This is a genomic window from Pseudomonas sp. ADAK2 (assembly GCF_012935755.1).
Classification (GTDB): domain Bacteria; phylum Pseudomonadota; class Gammaproteobacteria; order Pseudomonadales; family Pseudomonadaceae; genus Aquipseudomonas.
Genome location: NZ_CP052862.1, coordinates 2709693 through 2730491 on the forward strand (window position 1 = coordinate 2709693; position 20799 = coordinate 2730491).

Annotated in this window: 26 protein-coding genes; 14 read left to right on the forward strand and 12 right to left on the reverse strand. The window is 58.3% G+C overall.

The genetic code is table 11. The annotated features are described in order from the left end of the window. Positions 1-12 precede the first annotated feature (12 nt). Complete coding sequence (locus HKK52_RS12640) at positions 13-609, reverse strand: tRNA-uridine aminocarboxypropyltransferase (RefSeq protein ID WP_169371090.1); 597 nt, start codon at positions 607-609, stop codon at positions 13-15. Positions 610-613: 4 nt separating this feature from the next. After that, positions 614-1507, reverse strand: a complete 894-nt coding sequence (locus HKK52_RS12645; RefSeq protein WP_007945995.1) for a LysR family transcriptional regulator — start codon at positions 1505-1507, stop codon at positions 614-616. Between the two features lie 309 nt (positions 1508-1816). Here HKK52_RS12645 and speB point away from each other — a divergent pair, with 309 nt between their 5' ends. From speB to HKK52_RS12675, 6 genes are all read left to right on the forward strand, one after another. Continuing rightward, entirely contained in the window at positions 1817-2767 is a 951-nt protein-coding gene (gene speB, locus HKK52_RS12650; RefSeq protein ID WP_123406413.1) for an agmatinase, read from the forward strand. 9 nt (positions 2768-2776) lie between these two features. Beyond that, positions 2777-3184 (forward strand): YybH family protein, encoded by a 408-nt coding sequence (locus HKK52_RS12655; protein ID WP_169371091.1) that lies wholly within the window; start codon positions 2777-2779, stop codon positions 3182-3184. A gap of 54 nt (positions 3185-3238) precedes the next feature. Further along, positions 3239-4756 carry a purine-cytosine permease family protein gene (locus HKK52_RS12660; protein WP_169371092.1) on the forward strand — a complete coding sequence of 506 codons (1518 nt, stop codon included), beginning with the start codon at positions 3239-3241 and terminating at the stop codon, positions 4754-4756. 226 nt (positions 4757-4982) lie between these two features. Continuing rightward, a complete protein-coding gene (locus HKK52_RS12665) occupies positions 4983-6362 on the forward strand; it encodes a sodium:solute symporter (protein ID WP_169371093.1) in 1380 nt (459 codons plus the stop codon). 85 nt (positions 6363-6447) lie between these two features. Beyond that, positions 6448-7173: an MBL fold metallo-hydrolase gene (locus HKK52_RS12670; protein ID WP_169371094.1), complete on the forward strand. Its 726-nt coding sequence runs from the start codon at positions 6448-6450 to the stop codon at positions 7171-7173. A 54-nt stretch (positions 7174-7227) separates the two neighbouring features. Then, positions 7228-7479, forward strand: coding sequence for an acyl carrier protein (locus HKK52_RS12675; RefSeq protein WP_169371095.1), 252 nt, complete (start codon positions 7228-7230; stop codon positions 7477-7479). A gap of 195 nt (positions 7480-7674) precedes the next feature. Here the strand turns inward: HKK52_RS12675 and HKK52_RS32795 are convergent, their stop codons facing one another. Together HKK52_RS32795 and ptrR are read right to left on the reverse strand one after the other, a co-directional pair. Further along, positions 7675-7803 (reverse strand): PA1414 family protein, encoded by a 129-nt coding sequence (locus tag HKK52_RS32795; RefSeq protein WP_003184145.1) that lies wholly within the window; start codon positions 7801-7803, stop codon positions 7675-7677. Positions 7804-7941: 138 nt separating this feature from the next. Next, positions 7942-8835, reverse strand: a complete 894-nt coding sequence (gene ptrR, locus HKK52_RS12680; protein WP_169371096.1) for a putrescine utilization regulator PtrR — start codon at positions 8833-8835, stop codon at positions 7942-7944. Positions 8836-8938: 103 nt separating this feature from the next. Here ptrR and HKK52_RS12685 point away from each other — a divergent pair, with 103 nt between their 5' ends. Next, positions 8939-10117 (forward strand): MFS transporter, encoded by a 1179-nt coding sequence (locus HKK52_RS12685; RefSeq protein WP_169371097.1) that lies wholly within the window; start codon positions 8939-8941, stop codon positions 10115-10117. On the opposite strand, the gene HKK52_RS12690 is transcribed toward HKK52_RS12685, so the two are convergent. The 3 genes from HKK52_RS12690 to HKK52_RS12700 all read right to left on the reverse strand — a co-directional run bounded on the left by HKK52_RS12690 (position 10062) and on the right by HKK52_RS12700 (position 12472). Beyond that, on the reverse strand, positions 10062-10994 hold the full coding sequence (locus HKK52_RS12690) for a DMT family transporter (protein ID WP_169371098.1): 933 nt from the start codon (positions 10992-10994) through the stop codon (positions 10062-10064). The genes HKK52_RS12685 and HKK52_RS12690 overlap by 56 nt on opposite strands. 171 nt (positions 10995-11165) lie before the next feature. Further along, the gene (locus HKK52_RS12695) at positions 11166-11570 is read right to left on the reverse strand and encodes a DUF2177 family protein (RefSeq protein ID WP_169371099.1); all 405 of its coding nucleotides are present in this window, start codon (positions 11568-11570) and stop codon (positions 11166-11168) included. A 65-nt stretch (positions 11571-11635) separates the two neighbouring features. Further along, positions 11636-12472 carry a CvfB family protein gene (locus HKK52_RS12700; protein WP_054049140.1) on the reverse strand — a complete coding sequence of 279 codons (837 nt, stop codon included), beginning with the start codon at positions 12470-12472 and terminating at the stop codon, positions 11636-11638. 352 nt (positions 12473-12824) lie between these two features. Here HKK52_RS12700 and HKK52_RS12705 point away from each other — a divergent pair, with 352 nt between their 5' ends. The 3 genes from HKK52_RS12705 to HKK52_RS12715 all read left to right on the forward strand — a co-directional run bounded on the left by HKK52_RS12705 (position 12825) and on the right by HKK52_RS12715 (position 14890). Beyond that, positions 12825-13013: a hypothetical protein gene (locus tag HKK52_RS12705; protein WP_017337097.1), complete on the forward strand. Its 189-nt coding sequence runs from the start codon at positions 12825-12827 to the stop codon at positions 13011-13013. A 207-nt stretch (positions 13014-13220) separates the two neighbouring features. Further along, the gene (locus HKK52_RS12710; protein WP_169371100.1) at positions 13221-13940 is read left to right on the forward strand and encodes a TorF family putative porin; all 720 of its coding nucleotides are present in this window, start codon (positions 13221-13223) and stop codon (positions 13938-13940) included. A gap of 80 nt (positions 13941-14020) precedes the next feature. After that, on the forward strand, positions 14021-14890 hold the full coding sequence (locus HKK52_RS12715) for a DUF6279 family lipoprotein (RefSeq protein WP_169371101.1): 870 nt from the start codon (positions 14021-14023) through the stop codon (positions 14888-14890). Between the two features lie 93 nt (positions 14891-14983). Here the strand turns inward: HKK52_RS12715 and HKK52_RS12720 are convergent, their stop codons facing one another. Further along, entirely contained in the window at positions 14984-15373 is a 390-nt protein-coding gene (locus HKK52_RS12720; RefSeq protein ID WP_169371102.1) for a transcriptional regulator, read from the reverse strand. Between the two features lie 177 nt (positions 15374-15550). Here HKK52_RS12720 and HKK52_RS12725 point away from each other — a divergent pair, with 177 nt between their 5' ends. Further along, positions 15551-16285, forward strand: coding sequence for a DUF899 domain-containing protein (locus HKK52_RS12725; RefSeq protein WP_169371103.1), 735 nt, complete (start codon positions 15551-15553; stop codon positions 16283-16285). 15 nt (positions 16286-16300) lie between these two features. Here the strand turns inward: HKK52_RS12725 and HKK52_RS12730 are convergent, their stop codons facing one another. Next, positions 16301-17206 carry a LysR family transcriptional regulator gene (locus tag HKK52_RS12730; protein ID WP_169371104.1) on the reverse strand — a complete coding sequence of 302 codons (906 nt, stop codon included), beginning with the start codon at positions 17204-17206 and terminating at the stop codon, positions 16301-16303. Positions 17207-17309: 103 nt separating this feature from the next. Between HKK52_RS12730 and HKK52_RS12735 the strand changes: the two genes are divergently transcribed. Further along, positions 17310-18050, forward strand: coding sequence for an SDR family oxidoreductase (locus HKK52_RS12735; protein WP_169371105.1), 741 nt, complete (start codon positions 17310-17312; stop codon positions 18048-18050). 197 nt (positions 18051-18247) lie between these two features. Here HKK52_RS12735 and HKK52_RS12740 read toward each other — a convergent pair whose 3' ends face one another. After that, positions 18248-18766 (reverse strand): hypothetical protein, encoded by a 519-nt coding sequence (locus HKK52_RS12740; protein WP_237150778.1) that lies wholly within the window; start codon positions 18764-18766, stop codon positions 18248-18250. Continuing rightward, positions 18739-19197 carry a hypothetical protein gene (locus tag HKK52_RS12745; RefSeq protein WP_169371106.1) on the reverse strand — a complete coding sequence of 153 codons (459 nt, stop codon included), beginning with the start codon at positions 19195-19197 and terminating at the stop codon, positions 18739-18741. The genes HKK52_RS12740 and HKK52_RS12745 overlap by 28 nt, the downstream gene beginning before the upstream one ends. Positions 19198-19398: 201 nt before the next feature. Here HKK52_RS12745 and HKK52_RS12750 point away from each other — a divergent pair, with 201 nt between their 5' ends. Both HKK52_RS12750 and HKK52_RS32635 read left to right on the forward strand, forming a co-directional pair. Beyond that, positions 19399-19938 carry an IS110 family transposase gene (locus tag HKK52_RS12750; RefSeq protein ID WP_237150779.1) on the forward strand — a complete coding sequence of 180 codons (540 nt, stop codon included), beginning with the start codon at positions 19399-19401 and terminating at the stop codon, positions 19936-19938. Continuing rightward, on the forward strand, positions 19935-20210 hold the full coding sequence (locus HKK52_RS32635) for a transposase (protein WP_237150780.1): 276 nt from the start codon (positions 19935-19937) through the stop codon (positions 20208-20210). The genes HKK52_RS12750 and HKK52_RS32635 overlap by 4 nt, the downstream gene beginning before the upstream one ends. A 58-nt stretch (positions 20211-20268) precedes the next feature. On the opposite strand, the gene HKK52_RS12755 is transcribed toward HKK52_RS32635, so the two are convergent. Continuing rightward, positions 20269-20799: a contact-dependent growth inhibition system immunity protein gene (locus HKK52_RS12755; RefSeq protein ID WP_078482018.1), complete on the reverse strand. Its 531-nt coding sequence runs from the start codon at positions 20797-20799 to the stop codon at positions 20269-20271.

Here is a 20799-nt window from a genome sequence, read left to right on the forward strand (position 1 = left end):
GCGTAGGAACGATCATTGGGGGCCGTGATTACGCTGAAAAACCTCCTCCCCCATCGCCGCAATCTGCCCCTCGATCAACGCGTCGAAGGGCTTCAACAACGGCTCGAATGACGTCGGCGCTTCGAGCGTCTGCAACGCTTGCACAATCGCCTCCACCGTCGACAACGCCCCCGGCCCCGGTGCCTTGCGCAAGCGATACCGCGACACGCCGCCCTCCACCAACGTCACGCGGGGCAACGCCGCCAGCAACGGATTGAGGTGCAACATCTTGCGCGCCTTGCGCCACGTGCCGTCCGGGACCACCAGCAACAGCGGCTGATCATTTTCGGCATAACCCTGCAATGGCTGCGCCTCTTCGGCGGGGAACAACAACCGCGCCTGATAACCGGGTTGCTTCAACAAGGCCGGCAAATCCTCGAACACCTCACCGACGATCAACACGGCATTCTTCAGGCCCAACGCTGCCAACCGCGCGGTGTTCAACGCATGGTTCACTTCGCTCGGATGCTGCAACAGCAACACTCGGGTGCGGCTGTCGAGGCTCGGGATCAGCGGGCACAGGCAATGGGTTTGCGGACGCAGGCAGCGGGGGCATTGGATTCTGGACATAGTCTTAAGCCTGGTTGAGCTGAGCTTTGAGCAAATCGCGGAAGGTCTGGATCAGCGGTTCGCGGCTGCGGCCTCGGCGCACGATCATCGAGAACGGTGCCTGATAACCGAAGGTCGCCGGCAGCAACACGCGCAAATCGCCTTTGTCGGCCCAGGCCTGGGCGTAGTGCTCCGGCAGGTAGCCGATGTAGGCGCCGGACAGCACCAGGATCAGCTGCGCTTCCATACTTTCCACGGTGGCGGCGCTGTGTTTGAAGCCGTGACGGGCCAGTTCCGCCTGGCTCCAGTAGCCGCGACCGACCATCCGTTGCTGGGTGATGACTTGCTCGGGAATGCGCCGCTCGGTGAACAACGGGTGACGGCTGCTGCAATACAGCCAGTGCTGCTCGCGGTACAGCGGCATGTAGACCAGGCCGCTCATGCGCGTGGAAAACGCGCCGATGGCCAGATCGAGACGGTTGTCCTGCACGCCGAGTTGCAGTTCGTAGGGACTCATCACCGACAAATGCAAATGCACCGCCGGATGTTCCTGGCTGTAGGCGCCGATGGCTTCGGCGAAGGGCAAGGCCTTGTCGCTGACGGTGGAGTCGATGACGCCGAGGTTCAGGGTGCCGCGCAGTTCGCCTTTCAGTGCTGCGGCGTATTGCTCGAAGCCTTCGAGTTCGCCCAACAGGCGCAGGGTTTCCTGGTGGAACAACTCGCCTTTGCTGGTCAGGCTGAACCCGCCGCGACCGCGATGACAGAGCACCAGGCCCAGCGCCGCTTCGAGCTGGCTCATGTAGGTGCTGATCGCCGAGGTCGAGAGGTTGAGCTCCTGCTGGGCGTTGGCAAACCCCTGATGGCGGACCACGCTGACGAAAATGCGCAACAGTTTCAGGTCGGGTAAAGCGTTGGCCATGGGGTTCTCCACCGGTCGATCGTTCCCACGCTCTGCGTGGGAATGCAGCCCGTGACGCTCTGCGTCACATGCATAAAAGAGCGGGACGCGGAGCGTCCGTGGATGCATTCCCACGCAGAGCGTGGGAACGATCATGCGGAGGAGTCTATCGCCGCACTTGCCATTAGTTTAGAAAAATCTGAACTAAGTATTTGCCCGTAGCGATTCTTCCCGCCCACTGCATTTCGCATGATCGGCCCACAGCGGTGCCCGTCCCTCCCGTGAACGGCGCGCCGACATAAATAAAACAACGACGATGAGGCCTTACCCGTGGACAAGATTCTTCACCAACCACTGGGCGGCAACGAAATGCCGCGCTTCGGCGGCATCGCCACCATGATGCGACTCCCCCACCTGACTACCGCTGCCGGCCTGGACGCTGCCTTCATTGGCGTGCCGCTGGACATCGGCACCTCCCTGCGCCCCGGCACCCGTTTCGGACCTCGCGAAATTCGCGCTGAATCGGTAATGATCCGCCCGTACAACATGGCCACCGGCGCCGCGCCGTTCGATTCGCTGTCGGTTGCCGACATCGGCGACGTAGCGATCAACACCTTCAACCTGCTGGACGCCGTGCGGATCATCGAAGAGTCGTACCACGACATCCTCGAACACGACGTGATCCCGCTGACCCTCGGCGGCGACCACACCATCACCCTGCCGATCCTGCGTGCCATCCATAAAAAGCACGGCAAGGTGGGCCTGGTGCACATCGACGCTCACGCTGATGTGAACGATCACATGTTTGGCGAGAAAATCGCCCACGGCACCACCTTCCGTCGCGCCGTCGAAGAAGGTCTTCTCGACCCGGACCGCGTGGTGCAAATTGGCCTGCGCGCCCAGGGTTACACCGCCGAAGACTTCAACTGGAGCCGTAAACAAGGCTTCCGCGTGGTTCAGGCCGAAGAGTGCTGGCACAAATCCCTGGCACCGCTGATGGCCGAAGTTCGCGAGAAAGTTGGCGGCGGTCCGGTGTACCTGAGTTTCGACATCGACGGCATCGACCCGGCCTGGGCCCCTGGCACCGGCACCCCGGAAATCGGTGGCCTGACGACCATTCAGGCGATTGAAATCGTGCGTGGCTGCCAAGGCCTCGACCTGGTCGGCTGCGATCTGGTAGAAGTCTCGCCCGCTTATGACACCACCGGCAACACCTCGCTGCTGGCCGCCAACCTGCTGTACGAAATGCTCTGCGTACTGCCTGGCGTGGCCCACCGCTGAGGACTGGTCATGAACGAACGCGATCAGGTTTTGAAAGCCGCCGCCGATCTGGTGACTGCTTTCGCCCGTAACGATCGCGAAGCCTACTTCGGCGCATTCAGCGCCGATGCCAGCTTCGTGTTCTACACCCTCGAACAGCCCCTGCTGTCGCGCGACGCCTACCAGGCGTTGTGGGACAACTGGCGTTCCGAGGATGGCTTCGAGGTGCTGTCATGCACCTCAAGCAACGCCTTCGTCAGCCTGCAAGGTGACGTGGCGATTTTCATCCATGACGTGGCCACCGAGCTGCGCATGCAAGGGGAGCAACACTTCAGCCAGGAGCGCGAGACGATTGTGTTTCGCCGACAACAACAAGGCCTATGGCTGGCCTGCCACGAACATTTGTCCGCAATGCCGGAAGGGCTGCCACCCCCTTAGCCAAACAGGTGACGCTCACACACGATGAGCGCGCCTTTATGATCGGAGCTGATCATGAATAACAACAACAAAGACAAAGACCAAAGCCTTACGCACATTGAAACCTACGGGGTCGAACAGATCCCGGACAGCGAACGTACCGCAGGCCCGACGGACTTGTTCCGCATGATTTTCGGCGGTTCCAACACCTTTGCCACCGCCGTGCTCGGCAGTTTCCCGGTGCTGTTCGGCCTGTCATTCCAGGCCGGTGTCTGGGCGATTGTGCTGGGCGTGTTGCTGGGTTCGCTGATCCTCGCGCCGATGGGCCTGTTCGGCCCGATCAATGGCACCAATAACGCCGTGTCTTCCGGTGCGCACTTCGGCGTGCACGGGCGGATCGTCGGTTCGTTCCTGTCGCTGTTGACCGCCATCGCCTTCTTCTCGCTCTCGGTGTGGAGTTCGGGGGATGCGTTGATTGGTGGCGCGAAACGCTTGATCGGTCTGCCGGAAACCGACCTGACGTTGGGCCTGGCCTACGGTCTGTTCGCGATCCTGGTGCTGACGGTGTGCATCTACGGTTTCCGCTTCCTGCTGTGGGTCAACAAGATCGCGGTGTGGAGCGCCAGCCTGCTGTTCCTGCTGGGCATCTTCGCCTTCGCCGGGCCTTTCGATGTGAACTTCGCCGGCACCGTCAGCATGGGTCAACCAGGGTTCTGGGCCGCGTTCATCGGCGCTGCATTGGTGGCGATGAGCAACCCGATTTCCTTCGGCGCGTTCCTCGGTGACTGGTCGCGCTACATCCCTCGCGATACGCCAAAAGGCCGGATCATGGCGGCGGTGGTGATCTCACAGATTGCCACGTTCATCCCGTTCCTGTTCGGCCTGACCACCGCGACCATCGTGGCGATCAAGGCGCCGGACTACATCGCGGCCAACAACTATGTCGGCGGTCTGCTGGCGGTTTCGCCGAGCTGGTTCTTCCTGCCGGTGTGTCTGATTGCAGTGATCGGCGGCATGTCCACCGGCACCACGTCGCTGTATGGCACCGGGCTGGACATGTCCAGCGTGTTCCCTCGAGTGCTGTCGCGGGTCAAAGCAACGCTGTTGATCGGCGTGATGTCGATTGCCTTCATCTTCATCGGGCGCTTCGCAGCGAACCTGGTGCAGAGCGTGTCGACCTTCGCCGTGCTGATCATCACCTGCACCACGCCATGGATGGTGATCATGATCATCGGCCTGGTGGTGCGTCGCGGCTTCTACTGCCCGGACGACCTGCAAGTGTTCACCCGCGGCGAAAAAGGTGGCCGCTACTGGTTCACCCACGGCTGGAACTGGCGTGGCCTGGGTGCCTGGATCCCGAGTGCGCTGGTGGGTTTGTGCTTCGTGAACCTGCCGGGGCAGTTCGTCGGTGTGCTGGGCAATTTGGCCGGCGGCATCGACATCAGCCTGCCGGTGACCCTGGGCCTGGCCTCGCTGGTGTACTTCGCGCTGCTGAGCCTGTTTCCGGAACCGCGGGAAGTGTTCGGCCCGCAGGATGCGCGTAGCAAAGGCACGGATTCGCTCGGTAAACCAGCGATGCGCCAAGCCGCCTGATAAACAAAACGTGCTGATAGGGCGAATACCTGTGGCGAGGGAGCTTGCTCCCGCTCGACTGCGCAGCAGTCGCAAAACAGGCGATTGAGTTTCTTCAGCAGAAATTCGGTTGCAGGGTTTGGGGCTGCTTCGCAGCCCAGCGGGAGCAAGCTCCCTCGCCACAAAACCCCCATCATAGCAATGCAATTCAGCTCACCATAAAAAAGACAATCGGAGACACGCCATCATGGCATTGGATTTATTCGTCGTACTCATCTACGCCGCCGCGATGCTGATTCTCGGCTATTACGGCATGCGCAAAGCCAAGACCAACGAAGACTTTTTGGTCGCCGGTCGTAACCTCGGCCCGAGCCTGTACATGGGCACCATGGCCGCCACCGTGCTGGGCGGTGCGTCCACCGTCGGCACCGTGCGTCTGGGCTACGTCCATGGCATCTCCGGTTTCTGGCTGTGTGCTGCCCTGGGTTGCGGGATCGTCGCGCTGAACCTGTTCCTCGCCAAACCGCTGTTGAAACTGAAGATCTACACCGTTACCCAGGTTCTGGAAAAACGCTACAACCCGATGGCCCGCTCGGCGAGCGCGGTGATCATGCTGGCGTACGCGCTGATGATCGGCGTGACCTCGATCCTGGCGATCGGCACCGTGCTGCAAGTGCTGTTCGGCCTGCCGTTCTGGATTTCGGTGTTGCTCGGCGGTGGCGTGGTGGTGATCTACTCGGCGATCGGCGGCATGTGGTCGCTGACCCTGACCGACATCGTCCAGTTCGTGATCAAGACCGTGGGCCTGATGTTCATCCTGTTGCCGATCTGCCTGTACCGCGTCGGTGGTTGGGACGAGTTGGTGCTGAAACTGCCGGCGACGGCCTTCAGCTTCACCACCATCGGTTGGGACACCATCATCACCTACTTCATGATCTACTTCTTCGGGATCCTGATCGGCCAGGACATCTGGCAGCGTGTGTTCACCGTCAAGTCGGCCAAAGTCGCGCAGTACGCCGGTACGTTCGCCGGTTTCTATTGCATCCTCTACGGCCTGGCCTGCGCCCTGATCGGCATGGCCGCTCACGTGCTGATCCCGGACCTGGACAACGTCAACAACGCCTTCGCCGCCATCGTTAAGCTGTCCCTGCCGGACGGTATCCGTGGCCTGGTGATCGCTGCGGCACTGGCCGCCATGATGTCCACCGCCAGCGCCGGCCTGCTCGCCGCTGCCACTACACTGACCGAAGACCTGCTGCCGAAACTGCGCGGCGGCAAACAGTCGAGCCTGCGCATCAACCGTCTGTTCACCCTGATGACCGGCATTGTCGTACTCGGCATCGCCCTGATTGTGAATGACGTGATCAGCGCCCTGACCCTGGCCTACAACCTGTTGGTGGGCGGCATGCTGATCCCGCTGATGGGTGCGATCTTCTGGAAACGCGCGACCACCGCTGGCGCCATCGCCAGCATGGGCATGGGCTTCGCCACGGCGCTGGTATTCATGTTCAAGGATGGTCTGGATGCCAACACGCCGATCTACTACAGCCTGGGTGTGGGTCTGGTGAGCTTTGTCTTGGTCAGCCTGTTGTCCCGTCGCCCGGCAGTGGTGGCGAGCGCGATCTAAGCTTTCCATAAAGAACTGATGCTTTCTTCGACGGGTGTGGCGTCGGTTGCCACACCCGTTTTTTTTCGTCTGGAGAAAACCTTTGATGAAGATTGTTTCTCGCGATCAGTGGTTCGAAGTGAAAAACCTGGCCGACGGCATTCGCCTGATTCACGAGCCTTACATTCGGCCCTTCTACCGCTGCAACCTCTGGCACATCCAGGGCCGCGACAAGGACTTGCTGCTGGACAGCGGCTCAGGGCTGGTGAGCCTGCGCGAACAATTGCCGTGGATCACCGAGCGACCGTTGGTGGCGGTGGCCAGTCATTGTCATTTCGACCACATCGCCGGGCATCACGAATTCCCTGAACGGCTGGTGCATCCGGCTGAAGCGCAGATCCTCGCCGCGCCCGATGGCGAGAACACCTTGAGCACGGCGTTTGTCGGCGACGAGATGTTCGAAGCGCACCCGGACTGCCCGTTGTGCTACGCCGAATACCGGGTCAAAGCCGCGCCGGCCACCGGGATGATTGAGGAAGGTGATGTGCTGGACCTGGGTGATCGCGTGCTGCAAGTGCTGCACACGCCGGGGCATTCGCCGGGCGGCATCAGCCTGTATGAAGCCGCGACCGAAACCCTGTTCAGCGGCGACATCATCTACGACGGACCGTTGATCGAAGATGCCTACCACTCCAACCTCGACGACTACGCCCGCAGTTTGCAACGCTTGCGCGCGCTGCCGATCCGCACGGTGCATGGCGGGCATTTCGGCAGTTTTTCCGGGGAGCATTTGCGCACGATGATTGACGAGTGGCAGCGCTGCCACGGCTGAAGCCTGCTGTACTCAGCCCAGGGACAACAACAATAACGCCCGCGAAGAACGACAATGAAAAGAGCCGCCGTTCGTGCTGCCGTGCACCGCTTTATCAGCCGCCTGCTGGAAGGACGGGATGACTTCGACGCCAACACCAGCCTGGCGCAGTTGGGGTTGGATAAAGAGGATATCGAAGAGCTGATCTTTCACTTGGAAGATGAGTTGGGGTTGACGGCGTTTACGGCGGAGGAAGACCAGATGCTCAAGAACGCCAGGACGGCGGAAGATTTGAGTCGGTTTTTGGTGAGGATTGGGCGGGATTGAATTAACGCAGCTCTTGTAGCAGCTGTCGAGCACCGCGAGGCAGCGTTCGGCGACGAAGTCGTCGTGAGATCAACCGGCTCGGTGTATCAGGAAAATTATGCACGCAGGGTTTACGGCTGCTTTGCAGCCGAACGCTGCCTCGCGGTGCTCGACAGCTGCTACACGCACTGCTCGGCGGCGACTACGGCCACTTCGTTACCGGCGGCGCGGCTGGCGTCGGCGCTGTTCGTCGTCAGTGCGAATAGGCACAGGTTGCAGAGGCGGTTCGATCAAACCGAGTGCGACACCCAGATCGTGCAGCCAGTTTTGGATTTTCTCTTTCATGGTGCCCCCTTCAGGGTAGTGCCGAGTGGCGGAATTCTGTAGCCACTTCGCACTGATAATAGTCCGAAGTCCTACGCAATGCTCACCCAAGATCGCAATGATCTGTTACTGAATGGATCAAAATAGCTGACCGTTAGTTCAAGCCGTCGCCAGTGCCTGGCTCGGCACCGCGGGATAGACCATCTGTTGCTGTTCCAGCCACGCATTCAAATTCGCCCCGAGCATGCCTTTGCGCCACATCAGCCAAGTGGTGGCACTGGCAAACGGCTCGGCCAACGGGTGCACCGCTACGCTTTCACGGCCCGGAAGGCTGGCGAGCATCGACTCCGACATCAGTGCCACACCCGAGCCGGCGATCACGCAGGCGAGCATCCCCGGATAGGACTCGATCTCTATCGCCCGCCCCATCGCCGCGTGGTCATGGGCGAACCAGGCTTCCAGGCGCATCCGGTAGGAACATCCCTGGCGAAAGGTGAACACCGAGCGCCCTTGCACATCCAGTGCGCTGAGGATCGGCGGGTGACCGGCCTCGCTGATCAGCACCAACCGCTCGTCGCACAGTGGCACGCCATCGAGGCCAGCCAGCTCCAGCGGGCCGTCCACCAGTGCGGCATCGAGGCGCCCGGTGAGCAGGCCTTCAAGCAATTCACCGCTGGGGCCGGACTGCACTTGCAGGTTCACCGCCGGGTACGTGCGGTGATAGCGCGCCAGCAAGCCTGGAAGGTGGATAGCGGCCGTGCTGTACATGGTGCCGAGCACGAAGTCGCCGGCCGGTTGCCCGCCCTGCACCGCCGCGCTGGCTTCGTCGTGCAGCGCGAACAGCTTGGCGGTGTAGTCCAGCAGGACTTTTCCCGCAGGCGATAACTGCAAACGCTGACGTTCACGCAGGAAAAGTTCGACACCGAGTTGCTCTTCCAGCTGTTTCAGCCGGGTCGACAGGTTCGACGGCACCCGGTGCAGGCGTTCGGCCGCTCGGGTAATGGAGCCCTCTTGCGCGACGGCCTGGAAGATCCGCAATTGGCTGAATTCCACACCTTTCTCCTATACAGAACAAGTTACTCACTATTATTCATTTTTAAAGAAAGTCAATCAGTCCTAGCCTGACGGTCATTGTTCCATTGCTGGAGTTCGGGCCATGTCGCCGCTGATTCGCTTAACCGCCAGTTTCATCGCCCTGATGATGGCCATGGGCATTGGGCGTTTCGCCCTGACGCCGCAACTGCCGCACCTGCTCAGCGAAGGTCAGATCGACTTGACTGCCGCTGGTCTGATTGCGGCGGCAAACTACCTCGGTTACTTCGTCGGTGCGGTGGACGCGATGTTTGCCCGCCGCCATCACCATGTTCGTCTGCGCCTGTTGGGTGGCTTGTGGCTCTGTGTGCTGCTGACCCTGGCATCGTTCTGGGCCAATGGCTTCTGGTCCCATCTACTGCTGCGCTTCGGCACTGGCGTGGCCAGCGCCTGGGTGCTGGTGATGATTACTGCGTTGAGCCAGCCACTTGCAGCCGCAGTCGGTCGTCCACGGCTTGGCGCGCTGGTGTTTGCCGGACCGGGTTTGGGGATTTTTCTGACGGGGTTGTTGGCCTTGGGCTCACACCTGCTGGGACAAACTTCCGCGACCTTGTGGCTGGTGTATGCCGCTGTCGCGCTGGTGATGTTGCTGGGGATTCTGCCGTTCCTGCCACAGCCGACTGCCTCGGTTGCAGCGCCGACCGTTACGTCATCGGGCAACCAGGGCATCGGCCGTTTAAGCGTGATTTACGGCTTGTACGGCTTGGGCTACATCATCCCGGCCACATTCCTCTCGCAAATGGCCAACGCGCAGTTCCACGGGCAATGGATGGCGGATCTGTTCTGGCCATGCTTCGGTCTCGCGGCTGCGATCGGGGTGCTGCTGGTGAGTTTGCGTCGACACACCCTGAACGCCACGCGCCATTGGCTGATCGCGACCTTATGGCTGCAAGCCGCCGGGGTCTTCGCCTGTTTGCTGGGCAGCGGCCCGGGCCTGGCGTTGGGCGTGCTCCTCTGCGGCACGCCATTCCTGGCCTGCATGCAATTGGTGATGCAACGCTCCCGGGAACTGGCGCCCCACGCCACCCAGCGCAACGCCGGGCTGCTGACCGCGTGCTTCGCGGTTGGTCAACTTGCCGGGCCGTTACTGGCCGCATCAAGCAGCCATTTCAGTGGCGGTTTGCAGCCTGCGCTGATAGTCGCCGGCAGCGGTTTGCTGATCGCCGGCGGTTTGCTGCTGAGCCCGCTCACTGCTGGCCGAGGGCTTTGCGCAGACGACGGCGCACCCATTGCTCAGCGCTGACAAAGGTGATGCCGAGCAACACCAGCACGGCGCCGATCACGAAGTTGAGGCTCAGGTCTTCACCCAGCAACACCACGCCAAATGTCACGCCGAACAGTGGCGTCATGAACGAAAACACCGCCAGGTTCGCCGCCAGATAGCGGCGCAACAACCAGAACCAGGTCAGGTAACTGAAGAACGACACCACCAAACCCTGGAACAGCACGCTGGCCACCGCGACGGTGGTCAGGCTGACATGGGTGACCTGGCCGCTAAGGACCGCGATCAGCAACAGGCCGACGAAACCGACGATCAGTTGATAGAACAGGGTCAGGGTCACGGGCGCTTCCGACAGGCGCGAGGCGCGCACCACTACGGTGGTCGCACCCCACGAAGCGCCGGCCAATACGCCCAACGCATCGCCCATCAACATGCGGTGATCAAGATTGTCCCAGGACACACCGCCGGCAAACGCGATGGCGATCCCGACAAACGCGAGAAAAATCCCCAGCCATTGCACCGGTCTTAAACGTTCGCTCGGCAACAGCCAATGCACGCCCAACGCGGTAAAGATCGGCGCGGTGTAGAGAAACACTGACATGTGCGCTGCGGTAGTCAGTTGCAGGCCTTCGGAAATGAAGAAGAACTCCAGGCCAAACAGCGCACCGGCCAGTAGTCCGCCGCGCCACGTATGGCTGACCTGATCCCAACCGCCCTTCCAGCAGATGAGAAGTCCTACAAGCAAAGCCGAAATACCCGAACGCCCGGCGGCTTGCATGACCGGCGCGATGTCGGGTGCCGCCCATTTGATCATCACTTGCTGCACGCCCCAGATCAGGCACAGCCCGAGCATCACTTGCAGGGCAAACCCATCGGCGCTACGCCGGGAGGCGCTCACCGGAACACCTCGAAAACACAATCCATGGCAGTGACTCGACCGTAAAAAGCAAAGCCTCGACTCAGGGTCGGGGGCGAAAAATCAGGTTGTCGATTATTAACCAGTTGGCCAGAAAATGCCGCCTGAAGTGGACGTCTGGATTCCCGATTGCGTCATCAGCGCTGCCGGTTGCTATAGCTTGGCCTTCGTCAGCTTGTTCGCCACAAAATAACCGACGGAACAGCTCACGCACGTCGCAAAAGTGCCCCATGCCATATCCATCAATGCCAACTGCGCCGACCATCCCTGCAGCGTCGCCCAGTTGCTCAAGTCATAAGTGCCATAAGCCACCACCCCCAACAACGCCCCCAGGCGCGCGGCCCGCTGCCAGCTCAGGGCCGGCAACACCACGAACACCACACAACCGAAGACATAAAGGAGATAGAACACCGCTGCCGGGGCCAGCAGCGGTTGATCGAGCATCAAGGGGCCGAGCAGCGCGCTGTAGGTCGGCGCCATCAACACGCCGAGCCAGAGGCCGTCGAGCAGGAGAAACGCCAGCAAGGTGCTGACGTAAGCGAACCACGCCTTTTTCATGATATCCGGCCTCATGTGAACTTCGCGAGCTGCCGAAGGCTGCCCCTACATGGGCCGGCGAGCGGTCAGCTTAGTTCAATGCGATCGGCATGAATGACAATTTGGCCATTCTTGTACAACGCGCCGATGGCCTTCTTGAAGTTGCCCTTGCTGACGCCGAACATGCTGCTGATCAGGGTCGGATCGCTCTTGTCGCTGATCGGCAGGGTGCCGTTGTTGTCGCGCAACTTGGCGAGGATCTTCGAGTTCAGGCTGGTGGCGGCTTCTTCGCCGACCGGTTGCAGGCTCAGGCTGATCTTGCCGTCGGTACGGACTTCTTTGATAAAGCCCTTCTCTTCTTTACCGGCGCGCATGAACTTGAAGATTTCGTTCTTGTGGATCAAGCCCCAATGCTTGTTGTTGATGATCGCCTTGAAGCCCATGTCAGTTGCTTCGGCCACCAGCAAATCAACTTCCTGGCCCGGGGTGTAGTTGGCCGGAGTCTTGTCCAGGTAGCGGTCCAGACGCGCGGTCGCGGTGATACGGCGGGTGTGTTTGTCGAGGTAAACGTGCACCACGACGTACTCGCCGGCGGTCATCTGGCGCTTTTCTTCGGAGTACGGCAGCAACAGATCCTTCGGCAGACCCCAATCAAGGAACACGCCGATGCTGTTGACTTCAACGACTTTCAAACTGGCGAATTCACCGACCTGAACTTTCGGCGTTTCGGTAGTTGCGATGAGTTTGTCATCGCTGTCCAGATAAACAAAAACGTTGAGCCAATCTTCATCTTCGCTGGGAATATCTTTAGGGATATAACGATTAGGCAAAAGAATTTCGCCATCCGCGCCACCGTCCAGATATAAACCGAAGTTAGTGTGTTTAACCACTTGCAAACTGTTGTAGCGCCCGACTAAAGCCATTTCCAATACCCTCATTGCGTGGGCGGCATTCTACCCGGTTTTGCGGGCAGCGTTCGCCAGCCAGCCCGGTGGCGCACGAAAATCCTGCGAAGGCCTTCATTTTCCTGGGTTTTCACGGCAGGCTCCCGGCCGCTCGTCAGACGAATCCGGCGCCCTTGGCCAGCATCCGCTTCGCCAAATGGGCTTTCTCCCGGCGCGTCTTCTTATTTAAAACAGCAGCTTAGCCGGGTATTTCGAACAACAACTTGTGAATAATCGAGTGATGGCCTCGGTTATTTCAGGAGGATATTTGCCAAGCAATTGTCAAGTATTTCCTGTACGATGCCTGGCCAAGTTAATTTTCTACAGGTTAATGGCCGCCATGCGTGTAAAAGCATCCAACAGCAAAGCAAAGCCAGCTCCAGCCGTTGAAACCAGCGAATCGATCAACAACCAGATCGCTGCGTTCCTCAAATCCGGCGGCGAGATTCAGCAAATTGCCAAAGGCGTCAGCGGCCAGACATTCGGCCCGTCGAAGCAAATCACGCTCGGCAAGAAGTAATACCTGCTTTAACTGGTCCGTAAGCGCTTTGAGCTTCGAAGCGCTTGGACTGGAACCCTTCCGCCACACCCCGCAAAACCCATCAATATTTCAGAAATCGACGAACGGCCTTCGATGCCGAGCATTCGCCGGTATGCTTGCACACGTCTAGATTAAGCGTTTCAGCAGACTTTTGGTGACTGCTCCCTCGCTGTCATGGAGTGACGCATGCTCAAATTCTCCCACTTTTTGCTCGGCAGCCTGCTCTTGTCGTGCTCGGCCGCCCACGCGCAAATCTTCCAGCGCGAACTGGGTGACTTCGACCTCAAGCTTGGCACCACCCCCAGCCGCAGCATGGCCCAGGGGCTGGTCAAGCCTGCCAGCACCGGCTCATTCCACGGCGGCCTCGACTTAAGCCACGACAGCGGCTTCTACGTAGGCCAATGGTCACCGAGCGCCGGGCTGAATCCGGGCAGCAACCTCGAAATCGATTCCTACATGGGCTTTAAACAGCCTTTCGACCGAACCCTCGGCTACGAAGTCGGCATGATCCATTACAGCTATCCGAAAGTGGACACCCTCGATAGCCAGGAGCTGTTCGGTGGCCTGACCTTTCTCGGCAGCCGTTTCGGCGCCGCTTTCAGCAACGACTCGGATAAACAGAACAGCACGGTGTTCGCCGATCTGGGCGGCAATCAGCCGTTCGGCATCGGGATCAGCATGAAATACACCACCCACCAGCTCAACGCGCCGGTGTCCGTCGACGGTGGCATGGTCGGCAGTTTTACCGACTGGTCGCTGCAACTGTCCCGTGCGTTCATGGGCGTCGACCTCGACCTGATCTACAGCGACTCCAACCTCAGCGGCAGCGACTGCTCCGCCTACTCCGGGCATAACAGCCAGTGCGACGGGCTGGTGACCCTCAAGGCCGAACGCGCCTTCTATTGATTGGCTTGAACTGCCGGGCTTATCTTGCGTTCACATAGACAATCACATTGAAGAAGCCAGGCCTTCGCAAGGACTCGCCCATGTCGCGCTGGTTTAAACGCGTTGCCATCCTCATCACCATCACTCTGGCCCTCGGCGCGTGCAGCCGCGTGGGCCTGGCCTACCGCAACCTCGACGTGATCATCCCGTGGACGCTCAGCGACTACCTGGACATGAACGGCGAGCAAAAAGGCTGGTTCAACGAACGCCTCAAGGAACACCTGAGCTGGCACTGCACCACCCAGCTGCCGGGTTACCTTGATTGGCTGGACCGCTTGCAAACCATGGTCGAGACCAATCAGGTCACCGACGACGCGCTCAAGGCCCGAACTCAGGAAGCCAAGCAAGCCATCGCCCAGACTGCCCGGGAAATCACCCCGTCGGCCATCGAGTTGTTGCAGGGGCTGAATGACCAGCAAGTAGCGGAGATGAACGACGCCTTCGCCAAGGACCAGCGTAAACGCCAGGAGGACTACCTCAAACCATCCCTCGACCAGCAAATCAAGGATCGTGGCGCGCGCATGGACAAACGCCTGAACGACTGGCTCGGCCCGCTCAGCCCCACCCAGCAGCAACGGGTGATGGCCTGGTCGAACGCCCTGGGCGATCAAAACCAGCAATGGATCGCCAACCGCGTGCATTGGCAGAAGCAGTTCAGCGCGGCCGTCGCGCAGCGCCAGAGTCCAGAATTCCCACAACGAATCGAGACGCTTCTGGTCAATCGCGAGAGTTTATGGACACCGGATTACCGCCAGGCCTACGCCAATACCGAAGATCAGGCTCGCGGATTGCTGGTGGATTTGATGGCCGAGAGCACGCCGGCTCAACGCGAGCGGTTATTGAAGAAGATCGATGGGGTCAGGAAGGATTTCAACGATTTGAAATGTTTGAAGGCGGTGAAGCAGGAGTAACGTCGGCACAGTGAGATTTATCGCGGGCAAGCCTTGCTCCTACAGTCCGTGTGAATTGTAGGAGCAAGGCTTGCCCGCGATGCTTTTATCGATCTAAGCAATCTGCGCCTTCGACGCCACCTCATCAAACGTCACTTCATCCAGCGCATCCGCCTGTTCATCCAGCACTTGCCGTGGATGGTCGTTACCCGGAATGCTGCTGTCGATCAGGCTCAACAGACTCGAGCCCCGCGGCGTCAATATGTAGTTTGAGCCAGAGCCGCCCTGCTCTTCGGGCCGTGGCTCGATATAACCGCGCTCCAGCAGTAATTTTTCGTACTCGCCGGCCACCGCTTTCAGATGGTCCAGGTTTTCAGTCTGCTCGCCTTCGGACGCCTTCTCCGCAGCGTATTGCTCGGCATAGGCGCGTGGCGTGTAGCTGCCTTCACCGTGTTGCACTTCGTGGAGCAAGCGCTCAATCAAATCCCAGTTATAAGTTGTCATCCTGATTCAACCTCCAAGCCAGAGAGTGAGATGGCCTTCATAGGTTGTGACCGGCGCGGCGGGCAGCCGTTCAGCCGAGGTTTTGAACAGCGCTGACCGGCGGTATGTCGAATTTTGCACAGGTCAAACGACTAATCGGTGTAAGTGACCTCCCCAGCACTGCGCAGGAGAAATCCGATGAACATTCAGAATCATCCCGTCGTATCGCGAGAAGAATGGCTCGCTGCCCGCAAGCAACACCTGGCCCACGAAAAAGCCTTCACCAAAGAGCGCGACAAACTCAGCGCCGAACGCCGCGCCCTGCCCTGGGTGAAGATCGACAAGGACTACCGCTTCCAGGGCCCAAACGGCGAACTGAAACTGGCCGACCTGTTCGGCGACCACAGCCAACTCGTCATCTATCACTTCATGTTCGCCAAAGGCTGGGACGAGGGTTGCCCCGGCTGCTCGTTCCTCTCCGACCACATCGACGGCGCCAACCAGCACCTCGCTCACCATGACGTGGCGGTGGTGGCGGTTTCCCACGCACCATTGGCCGAATTCCAGGCCTTCAAGCGGCGCATGGGCTGGAAATTTGATTGGGTATCGTCGGAAGGTTGCGATTTCAACTACGACTTTGGCGTGTCGGCCCGAGCCGAAGACCTCGCCGCCGGAACGGCTACCTACAACTACGAAAAATCCGATTGGCCCGAAGAAGAACTCCCCGGCCTCAGCGTGTTTTATCGCAACGAAGCCGGCGACATTTTCCACACCTACTCCACCTACGAACGGGGTCTGGACATGCTGGTCGGCGCCTACAACTACCTTGACCTGACACCCAAGGGCCGCAATGAAGAGGAAATCATGGAGTGGGTGAAGCATCACGACAAATATGAAGACGGGGGGGCGTCCAGTTGCTGTCATGGGGGATAGCTCCCACAGACAATCTCAGGAATCCGGTGGCATCGGCTTTTTCACAAAATCCAGAAACGCCCGCAGCGCTGGCGCCATCTGCCGTTGACTCGGGTAGTAAAGGTAAAAACCGGGAAAGGCCGGCGTCCAGTCCTGCAACAGATGGACCAACCGGCCAGCGCTGATGTGCTCCCGAACCTGATGCTCGAACAGGTACGCAATACCAGCGCCCTCAAGCGTCACACGGGTGAGCATTTCCGGTTCGGTGACCACCAGCGGACCGTTGACCGAGATCGCGAGGCGTTCACCCGCACGCTCGAACTCCCAGCGATAAAGGCTGCCATCGGTGGGCCAGCGATAGGACAGGCACTGATGCTCACCCAAATCATGAGGCGTGTGCGGCGTGCCGAATTGCTCGAGGTACGCCGGTGAGGCCACGACCATCATTTCCAGGTGCCCGCTCAACTCCACGGCGATCATGTCCTGATCGAGGCTTTCACCGAGCCGGATGCCGACATCGAAGCCGCCCGCCACCATGTCCACCAAACGTTCGTCGGTAACGATGTCGAGGCTCACGCCAGGATAGGTATTGAGGAACGGACCAATTAGCGGCGCCAGGTAATGAATCGCAGCGATCCTTGGCGCATTGATGCGTAGCCGGCCGCTGGGCGTACCCGGCGCTTGCGTAACCCCGGCCAGAGCCGCGTCCACCTCATTGAGCGCCGGTTGCAGGCGCAACAACAGCCGCGCACCGGCATCGCTCGGCGACACACTGCGGGTGGTGCGGTTGAGCAAGCGCACGTCCAACCGCTCTTCCAGTTGGCGGATGGTCTGGCTCAGCGCCGACGCCGACATCCCCAAATGAGCCGCCGCCCGCACGAAACTGCCGTGCTCGACCACCGCGACAAAGGCCCGAAGCTGGGCGTATTCACTGCCTCGCATTATGTATGGTTTCCTTAATAAGTCGTCCCGATACTAACGCATTATCAAAGCAATCCCTTGGCGTAATACTGGATTGGAGTCCAAAACGGCAAGGAGACGACGGATGGGCAGATTTACCGGAAAACGCATTCTGATCACTGGGGGCACCAGCGGCATCGGGCTGGCGGGGGCTATCCGTATTGTGGAAGAAGGCGGAACAGTGGCAGTGACAGGGCTCAGCCGGGCGCATTTGGATGATGCCCGACGGAAGCTACCTGCCGGGGCCCTGGTGTTCCAGAACGACGCTTCACAACCGACAGCAGCCGAAGAACTGGCCAACACCGTCGCAACGTTGGGCGGGCTCGATGGACTATGGCTGAACGCCGGCTATGCGCGAGTCGCAGGGATCGAGGACACCCGCTTCGAGTTTTTCGACCGCATGATGAACGCCAACGCCCGAGGGCCGATGCTGCAAATCGCCAGCCTGACAAACCTGCTGAACCCAGGCGCCTCGGTTGTCCTCACTTCATCTACTTCTGCCTATGAAGCCGCGCCCCTGGCGAGTGTTTATGCGGCCAGCAAAGGTGCGCTGGTATCCATGGCGCGCTGTTTTGCGGCAGCGATGGGTGAGCGTGGTATCAGGGTTAATGTGTTAGTGCCGGGGCCTATAGAAAGCCCATTTCGGAGTTTTATGCTGGAGCACATGCGCAAGGAATTTGAGGAAGGCGTTGTAAACCGGCTGGCATTGAAACGCATGGGAACGGCGAGCGAAGCGGCGGCAGTGGCGCTATTTTTGCTTTCAGATGATGCGGCTTATGTTACTGGCAGCCAGTACGCGGTGGATGGGGGGTTGATGATGCGGTGAGCACCGTAGAACCCGCACCTTCTAAAAAAAAGGGGACACCCAAAAAAAGGGGACCAAAAAAAGGGGACAGATTTATTTTCTGACGATTGAACAGCCAAACAAATAAATCGCCCCCTTTTATCGTTCCTTTTATGGGTCTTTCTCCCGCCCTCCTTAGCCATAAACCAATCCCCACGTCTTTCCGCTGTTAATTTTTCTCACGGTAGTTTCACTGTAACTACTGAATCTAACGACTCAGGCAACCCCAGAAAACACCTCCACTGTTCTAGGACGATACGCCACTCCTGTAGGGTAAATTTTCCCTCGGGCTGTCCATTCCAATCGTCGTTGATGCGGATATCGACTTGTACACCTGAGGCGTCCATGGTCAGAACAACATCGTTCCCGCCTGTTTCGACAGACCTTTCCGAGCCGTTTTCGACAGATGCAATATAGTTAAGCAATTGATCGCAATCTTCTTGGATCTGGGCAATAGCGTCCAGCACAGAGCATATATACAGTTCATAGCGCTGTGCATTTTCTCCCGAAGAAACCATCGCCCCCCGGTAAAACACTTCCCCTGCAATAGCGTGGCGCCCCCCGTAAACATAGTAAAACTTCAGTACCATTTTTCTTTCCTGCTTTAAGGTTTGTATAGAGGGTAAACGGTAAACAAATAAATCCGTCCCCTTTTTTTCCAGACATAGCCTTAATGCCCTATCAAAGTCGCCTTCCACACGCCACCGTCTGCGGTAAACTCAACACGAAAACTATATTGATCGAAATCGTAAATAACCCAAGGTTGCACATATCCAATAAGAATATCGACCTTACCTCCGCCTTCTTTGCGGGGATGACCAAATTGATTAACGATCTCTTGGTGGTTCCAGGCTTGCGCTTTTTTTCCGAAAATATCTCCGTTGTATGCCGAGCACCCTTCGTGACTCTGTACAAAAAAATGCACGTGATTCAACTTTTCCAAGCGAAACCCAAACTCCAACCCCGTCTTGAGAAACTTATAGAACCTTGTTTTCCCAAGTGGATCATTATAACTTATTGGAGTTTCCGAAATTTTCGGAGATTCCTTAATTTTCAAAAAAACCTGTTTGACAGCCTCATCATTTTCACCTAAACACAGCGCTGCGACTAAATCCGGCCAAGAACTCATTACTTAATAACTCCTGTCTGACGATTTCTTTCCACAATCTTTGTGACGGTCTCTTCCACAGGGAAAAATGGGACAGATTTATTTTCTATCCATTGCACGGCCAAACAAATAAATCTGAGAATCATCTGGCCGGCCTCCCCACCTCACGGAGGTGGCGCAAAATTCAAGGTGCGAACTTAGACTTTTGCTGAGGAGGCCGTGATGAAATTCTGTGGCATAGACCTGCATTCGAACAACAGTGTTGTGGTGGTTACCGACGAAACGGATCGGGTACTGGTCAGTCGACGCTGCCCCAACGAGCTGACGCCAATCCTTTCGCTGCTCGAACCACATCGTGCTGAACTGGTTGGCGTCGTGGTTGAGTCCACCTACAACTGGTATTGGTTGGTCGATGGCCTTAAGGCGGCGGGCTTCGAGGTCAAGCTGGCCCACCCCGTGGCGATGAAACGCTACGACGGTTTGAAGCATCAGACGACAAGGATGATGCGACTTTCCTGGCGCATTCGCTGCGACTCGGGATTCTACCGACCGGATACATCCACCCGCCGCAAGAACGTGCGCTGCGAGATTTGGCACGAAAACGTATTCAACTGGTACGCAGTCGGACTCAGCACATTCTGGCGGTCGAGAACATCGCCGCACGCCAGTTCGGCCATGGTTTCAGCTGTAATGAAATCAAAGGCTTTTGCGCCACATCTGTTGACAGGCTGGGCCTGCCAACAGATGTGGCTTTGGCGATGAAGGCCAATGTGGTGGTTATCCAGACGCTCGAGGCACAAATCGCCGGACTTGAAGCGCGACTGCTGCAACAACCCAAACTACGACCTGAATATTTGTTGCTGAAGACGATGCCCGGCGTGGGTGAAGTACGGGCAACGGTCATCATGTTGGAAACCGGTGACATAGAACGTTTCGCACAGGTCGGTAACTTCAAACAAATAAATCCGTCCTTTTCTTCCATCGCTCAGGCCACGACCAAAGCGAGCAGCGAAGGACGGGAGGTTTTGCAGTAAGCAGATAAAACAACACCGGCACGAGGCCGGTGTCAGATCAACTCGAAACCTCTACACATTAGGTGCACCGACTAAAAGCCAAGCGTAAGGCCGCACCTACATCGGAAGGACTACTACCGCTGGGGATAATGACATAGTCACTCTCACTTAGTCCCTTACCACTCCAGGCTTCTAGCTTTTCGTGATGGCTAGGACGAATAGTTATCTGGTCCCCCTTACTTTCGATACTGCATTTTTTCATATCTTTAAATAATGCACGCTTATTCTTGTAGCTATAGCGCTCCAAAGTACTGCCAACCCATTGATCATATCGTTGACTGGTCAAGTCGTAGTCGTATAAATCCATATCAAACGTAGCTTCAGGATGAATCCAAACATCCTTACGCGGCTCGGGAAGCACAAATCGGCTATGGGCCAACGCATCCAATACCACAACACCTAACTCTTGATCACTGATTTCAGGGCTGGCGTGATGCTCGACACCCTGTGGATCAGCTCGACTACTCCGATAGCCAGAATAAGTTTTAACGTAAATAAATTCCTTATTGACTCCTGCATCCGCCCAGGCTGTTTTCACGACATCGTTCAT

Excerpts from the sequence above, each read along its gene's own strand:
- HKK52_RS12735 (WP_169371105.1), top strand. The coding sequence starts at position 17,310 with ATGGGCAGATTTACCGGAAAACGCATTCTGATCACTGGGGGCACCAGC.
- HKK52_RS12745 (WP_169371106.1), bottom strand. The coding sequence starts at position 19,197 with ATGAGTTCTTGGCCGGATTTAGTCGCAGCGCTGTGTTTAGGTGAAAAT.
- HKK52_RS12710 (WP_169371100.1), top strand. The coding sequence starts at position 13,221 with ATGCTCAAATTCTCCCACTTTTTGCTCGGCAGCCTGCTCTTGTCGTGC.
- HKK52_RS12705 (WP_017337097.1), top strand. The coding sequence starts at position 12,825 with ATGGCCGCCATGCGTGTAAAAGCATCCAACAGCAAAGCAAAGCCAGCT.
- HKK52_RS32795 (WP_003184145.1), bottom strand. The coding sequence starts at position 7,803 with ATGAAAGAGAAAATCCAAAACTGGCTGCACGATCTGGGTGTCGCACTC.
- HKK52_RS12755 (WP_078482018.1), bottom strand. The coding sequence starts at position 20,799 with ATGAACGATGTCGTGAAAACAGCCTGGGCGGATGCAGGAGTCAATAAG.
- HKK52_RS12730 (WP_169371104.1), bottom strand. The coding sequence starts at position 17,206 with ATGCGAGGCAGTGAATACGCCCAGCTTCGGGCCTTTGTCGCGGTGGTC.
- HKK52_RS12750 (WP_237150779.1), top strand. The coding sequence starts at position 19,399 with ATGAAATTCTGTGGCATAGACCTGCATTCGAACAACAGTGTTGTGGTG.
- HKK52_RS12670 (WP_169371094.1), top strand. The coding sequence starts at position 6,448 with ATGAAGATTGTTTCTCGCGATCAGTGGTTCGAAGTGAAAAACCTGGCC.
- HKK52_RS12695 (WP_169371099.1), bottom strand. The coding sequence starts at position 11,570 with ATGAAAAAGGCGTGGTTCGCTTACGTCAGCACCTTGCTGGCGTTTCTC.
- HKK52_RS12685 (WP_169371097.1), top strand. The coding sequence starts at position 8,939 with ATGTCGCCGCTGATTCGCTTAACCGCCAGTTTCATCGCCCTGATGATG.
- HKK52_RS12660 (WP_169371092.1), top strand. The coding sequence starts at position 3,239 with ATGAATAACAACAACAAAGACAAAGACCAAAGCCTTACGCACATTGAA.
- HKK52_RS12645 (WP_007945995.1), bottom strand. The coding sequence starts at position 1,507 with ATGGCCAACGCTTTACCCGACCTGAAACTGTTGCGCATTTTCGTCAGC.
- HKK52_RS12700 (WP_054049140.1), bottom strand. The coding sequence starts at position 12,472 with ATGGCTTTAGTCGGGCGCTACAACAGTTTGCAAGTGGTTAAACACACT.
- HKK52_RS32635 (WP_237150780.1), top strand. The coding sequence starts at position 19,935 with ATGAAGGCCAATGTGGTGGTTATCCAGACGCTCGAGGCACAAATCGCC.
- HKK52_RS12725 (WP_169371103.1), top strand. The coding sequence starts at position 15,551 with ATGAACATTCAGAATCATCCCGTCGTATCGCGAGAAGAATGGCTCGCT.
- HKK52_RS12655 (WP_169371091.1), top strand. The coding sequence starts at position 2,777 with ATGAACGAACGCGATCAGGTTTTGAAAGCCGCCGCCGATCTGGTGACT.
- HKK52_RS12640 (WP_169371090.1), bottom strand. The coding sequence starts at position 609 with ATGTCCAGAATCCAATGCCCCCGCTGCCTGCGTCCGCAAACCCATTGC.
- HKK52_RS12665 (WP_169371093.1), top strand. The coding sequence starts at position 4,983 with ATGGCATTGGATTTATTCGTCGTACTCATCTACGCCGCCGCGATGCTG.
- HKK52_RS12720 (WP_169371102.1), bottom strand. The coding sequence starts at position 15,373 with ATGACAACTTATAACTGGGATTTGATTGAGCGCTTGCTCCACGAAGTG.
- HKK52_RS12675 (WP_169371095.1), top strand. The coding sequence starts at position 7,228 with ATGAAAAGAGCCGCCGTTCGTGCTGCCGTGCACCGCTTTATCAGCCGC.
- HKK52_RS12715 (WP_169371101.1), top strand. The coding sequence starts at position 14,021 with ATGTCGCGCTGGTTTAAACGCGTTGCCATCCTCATCACCATCACTCTG.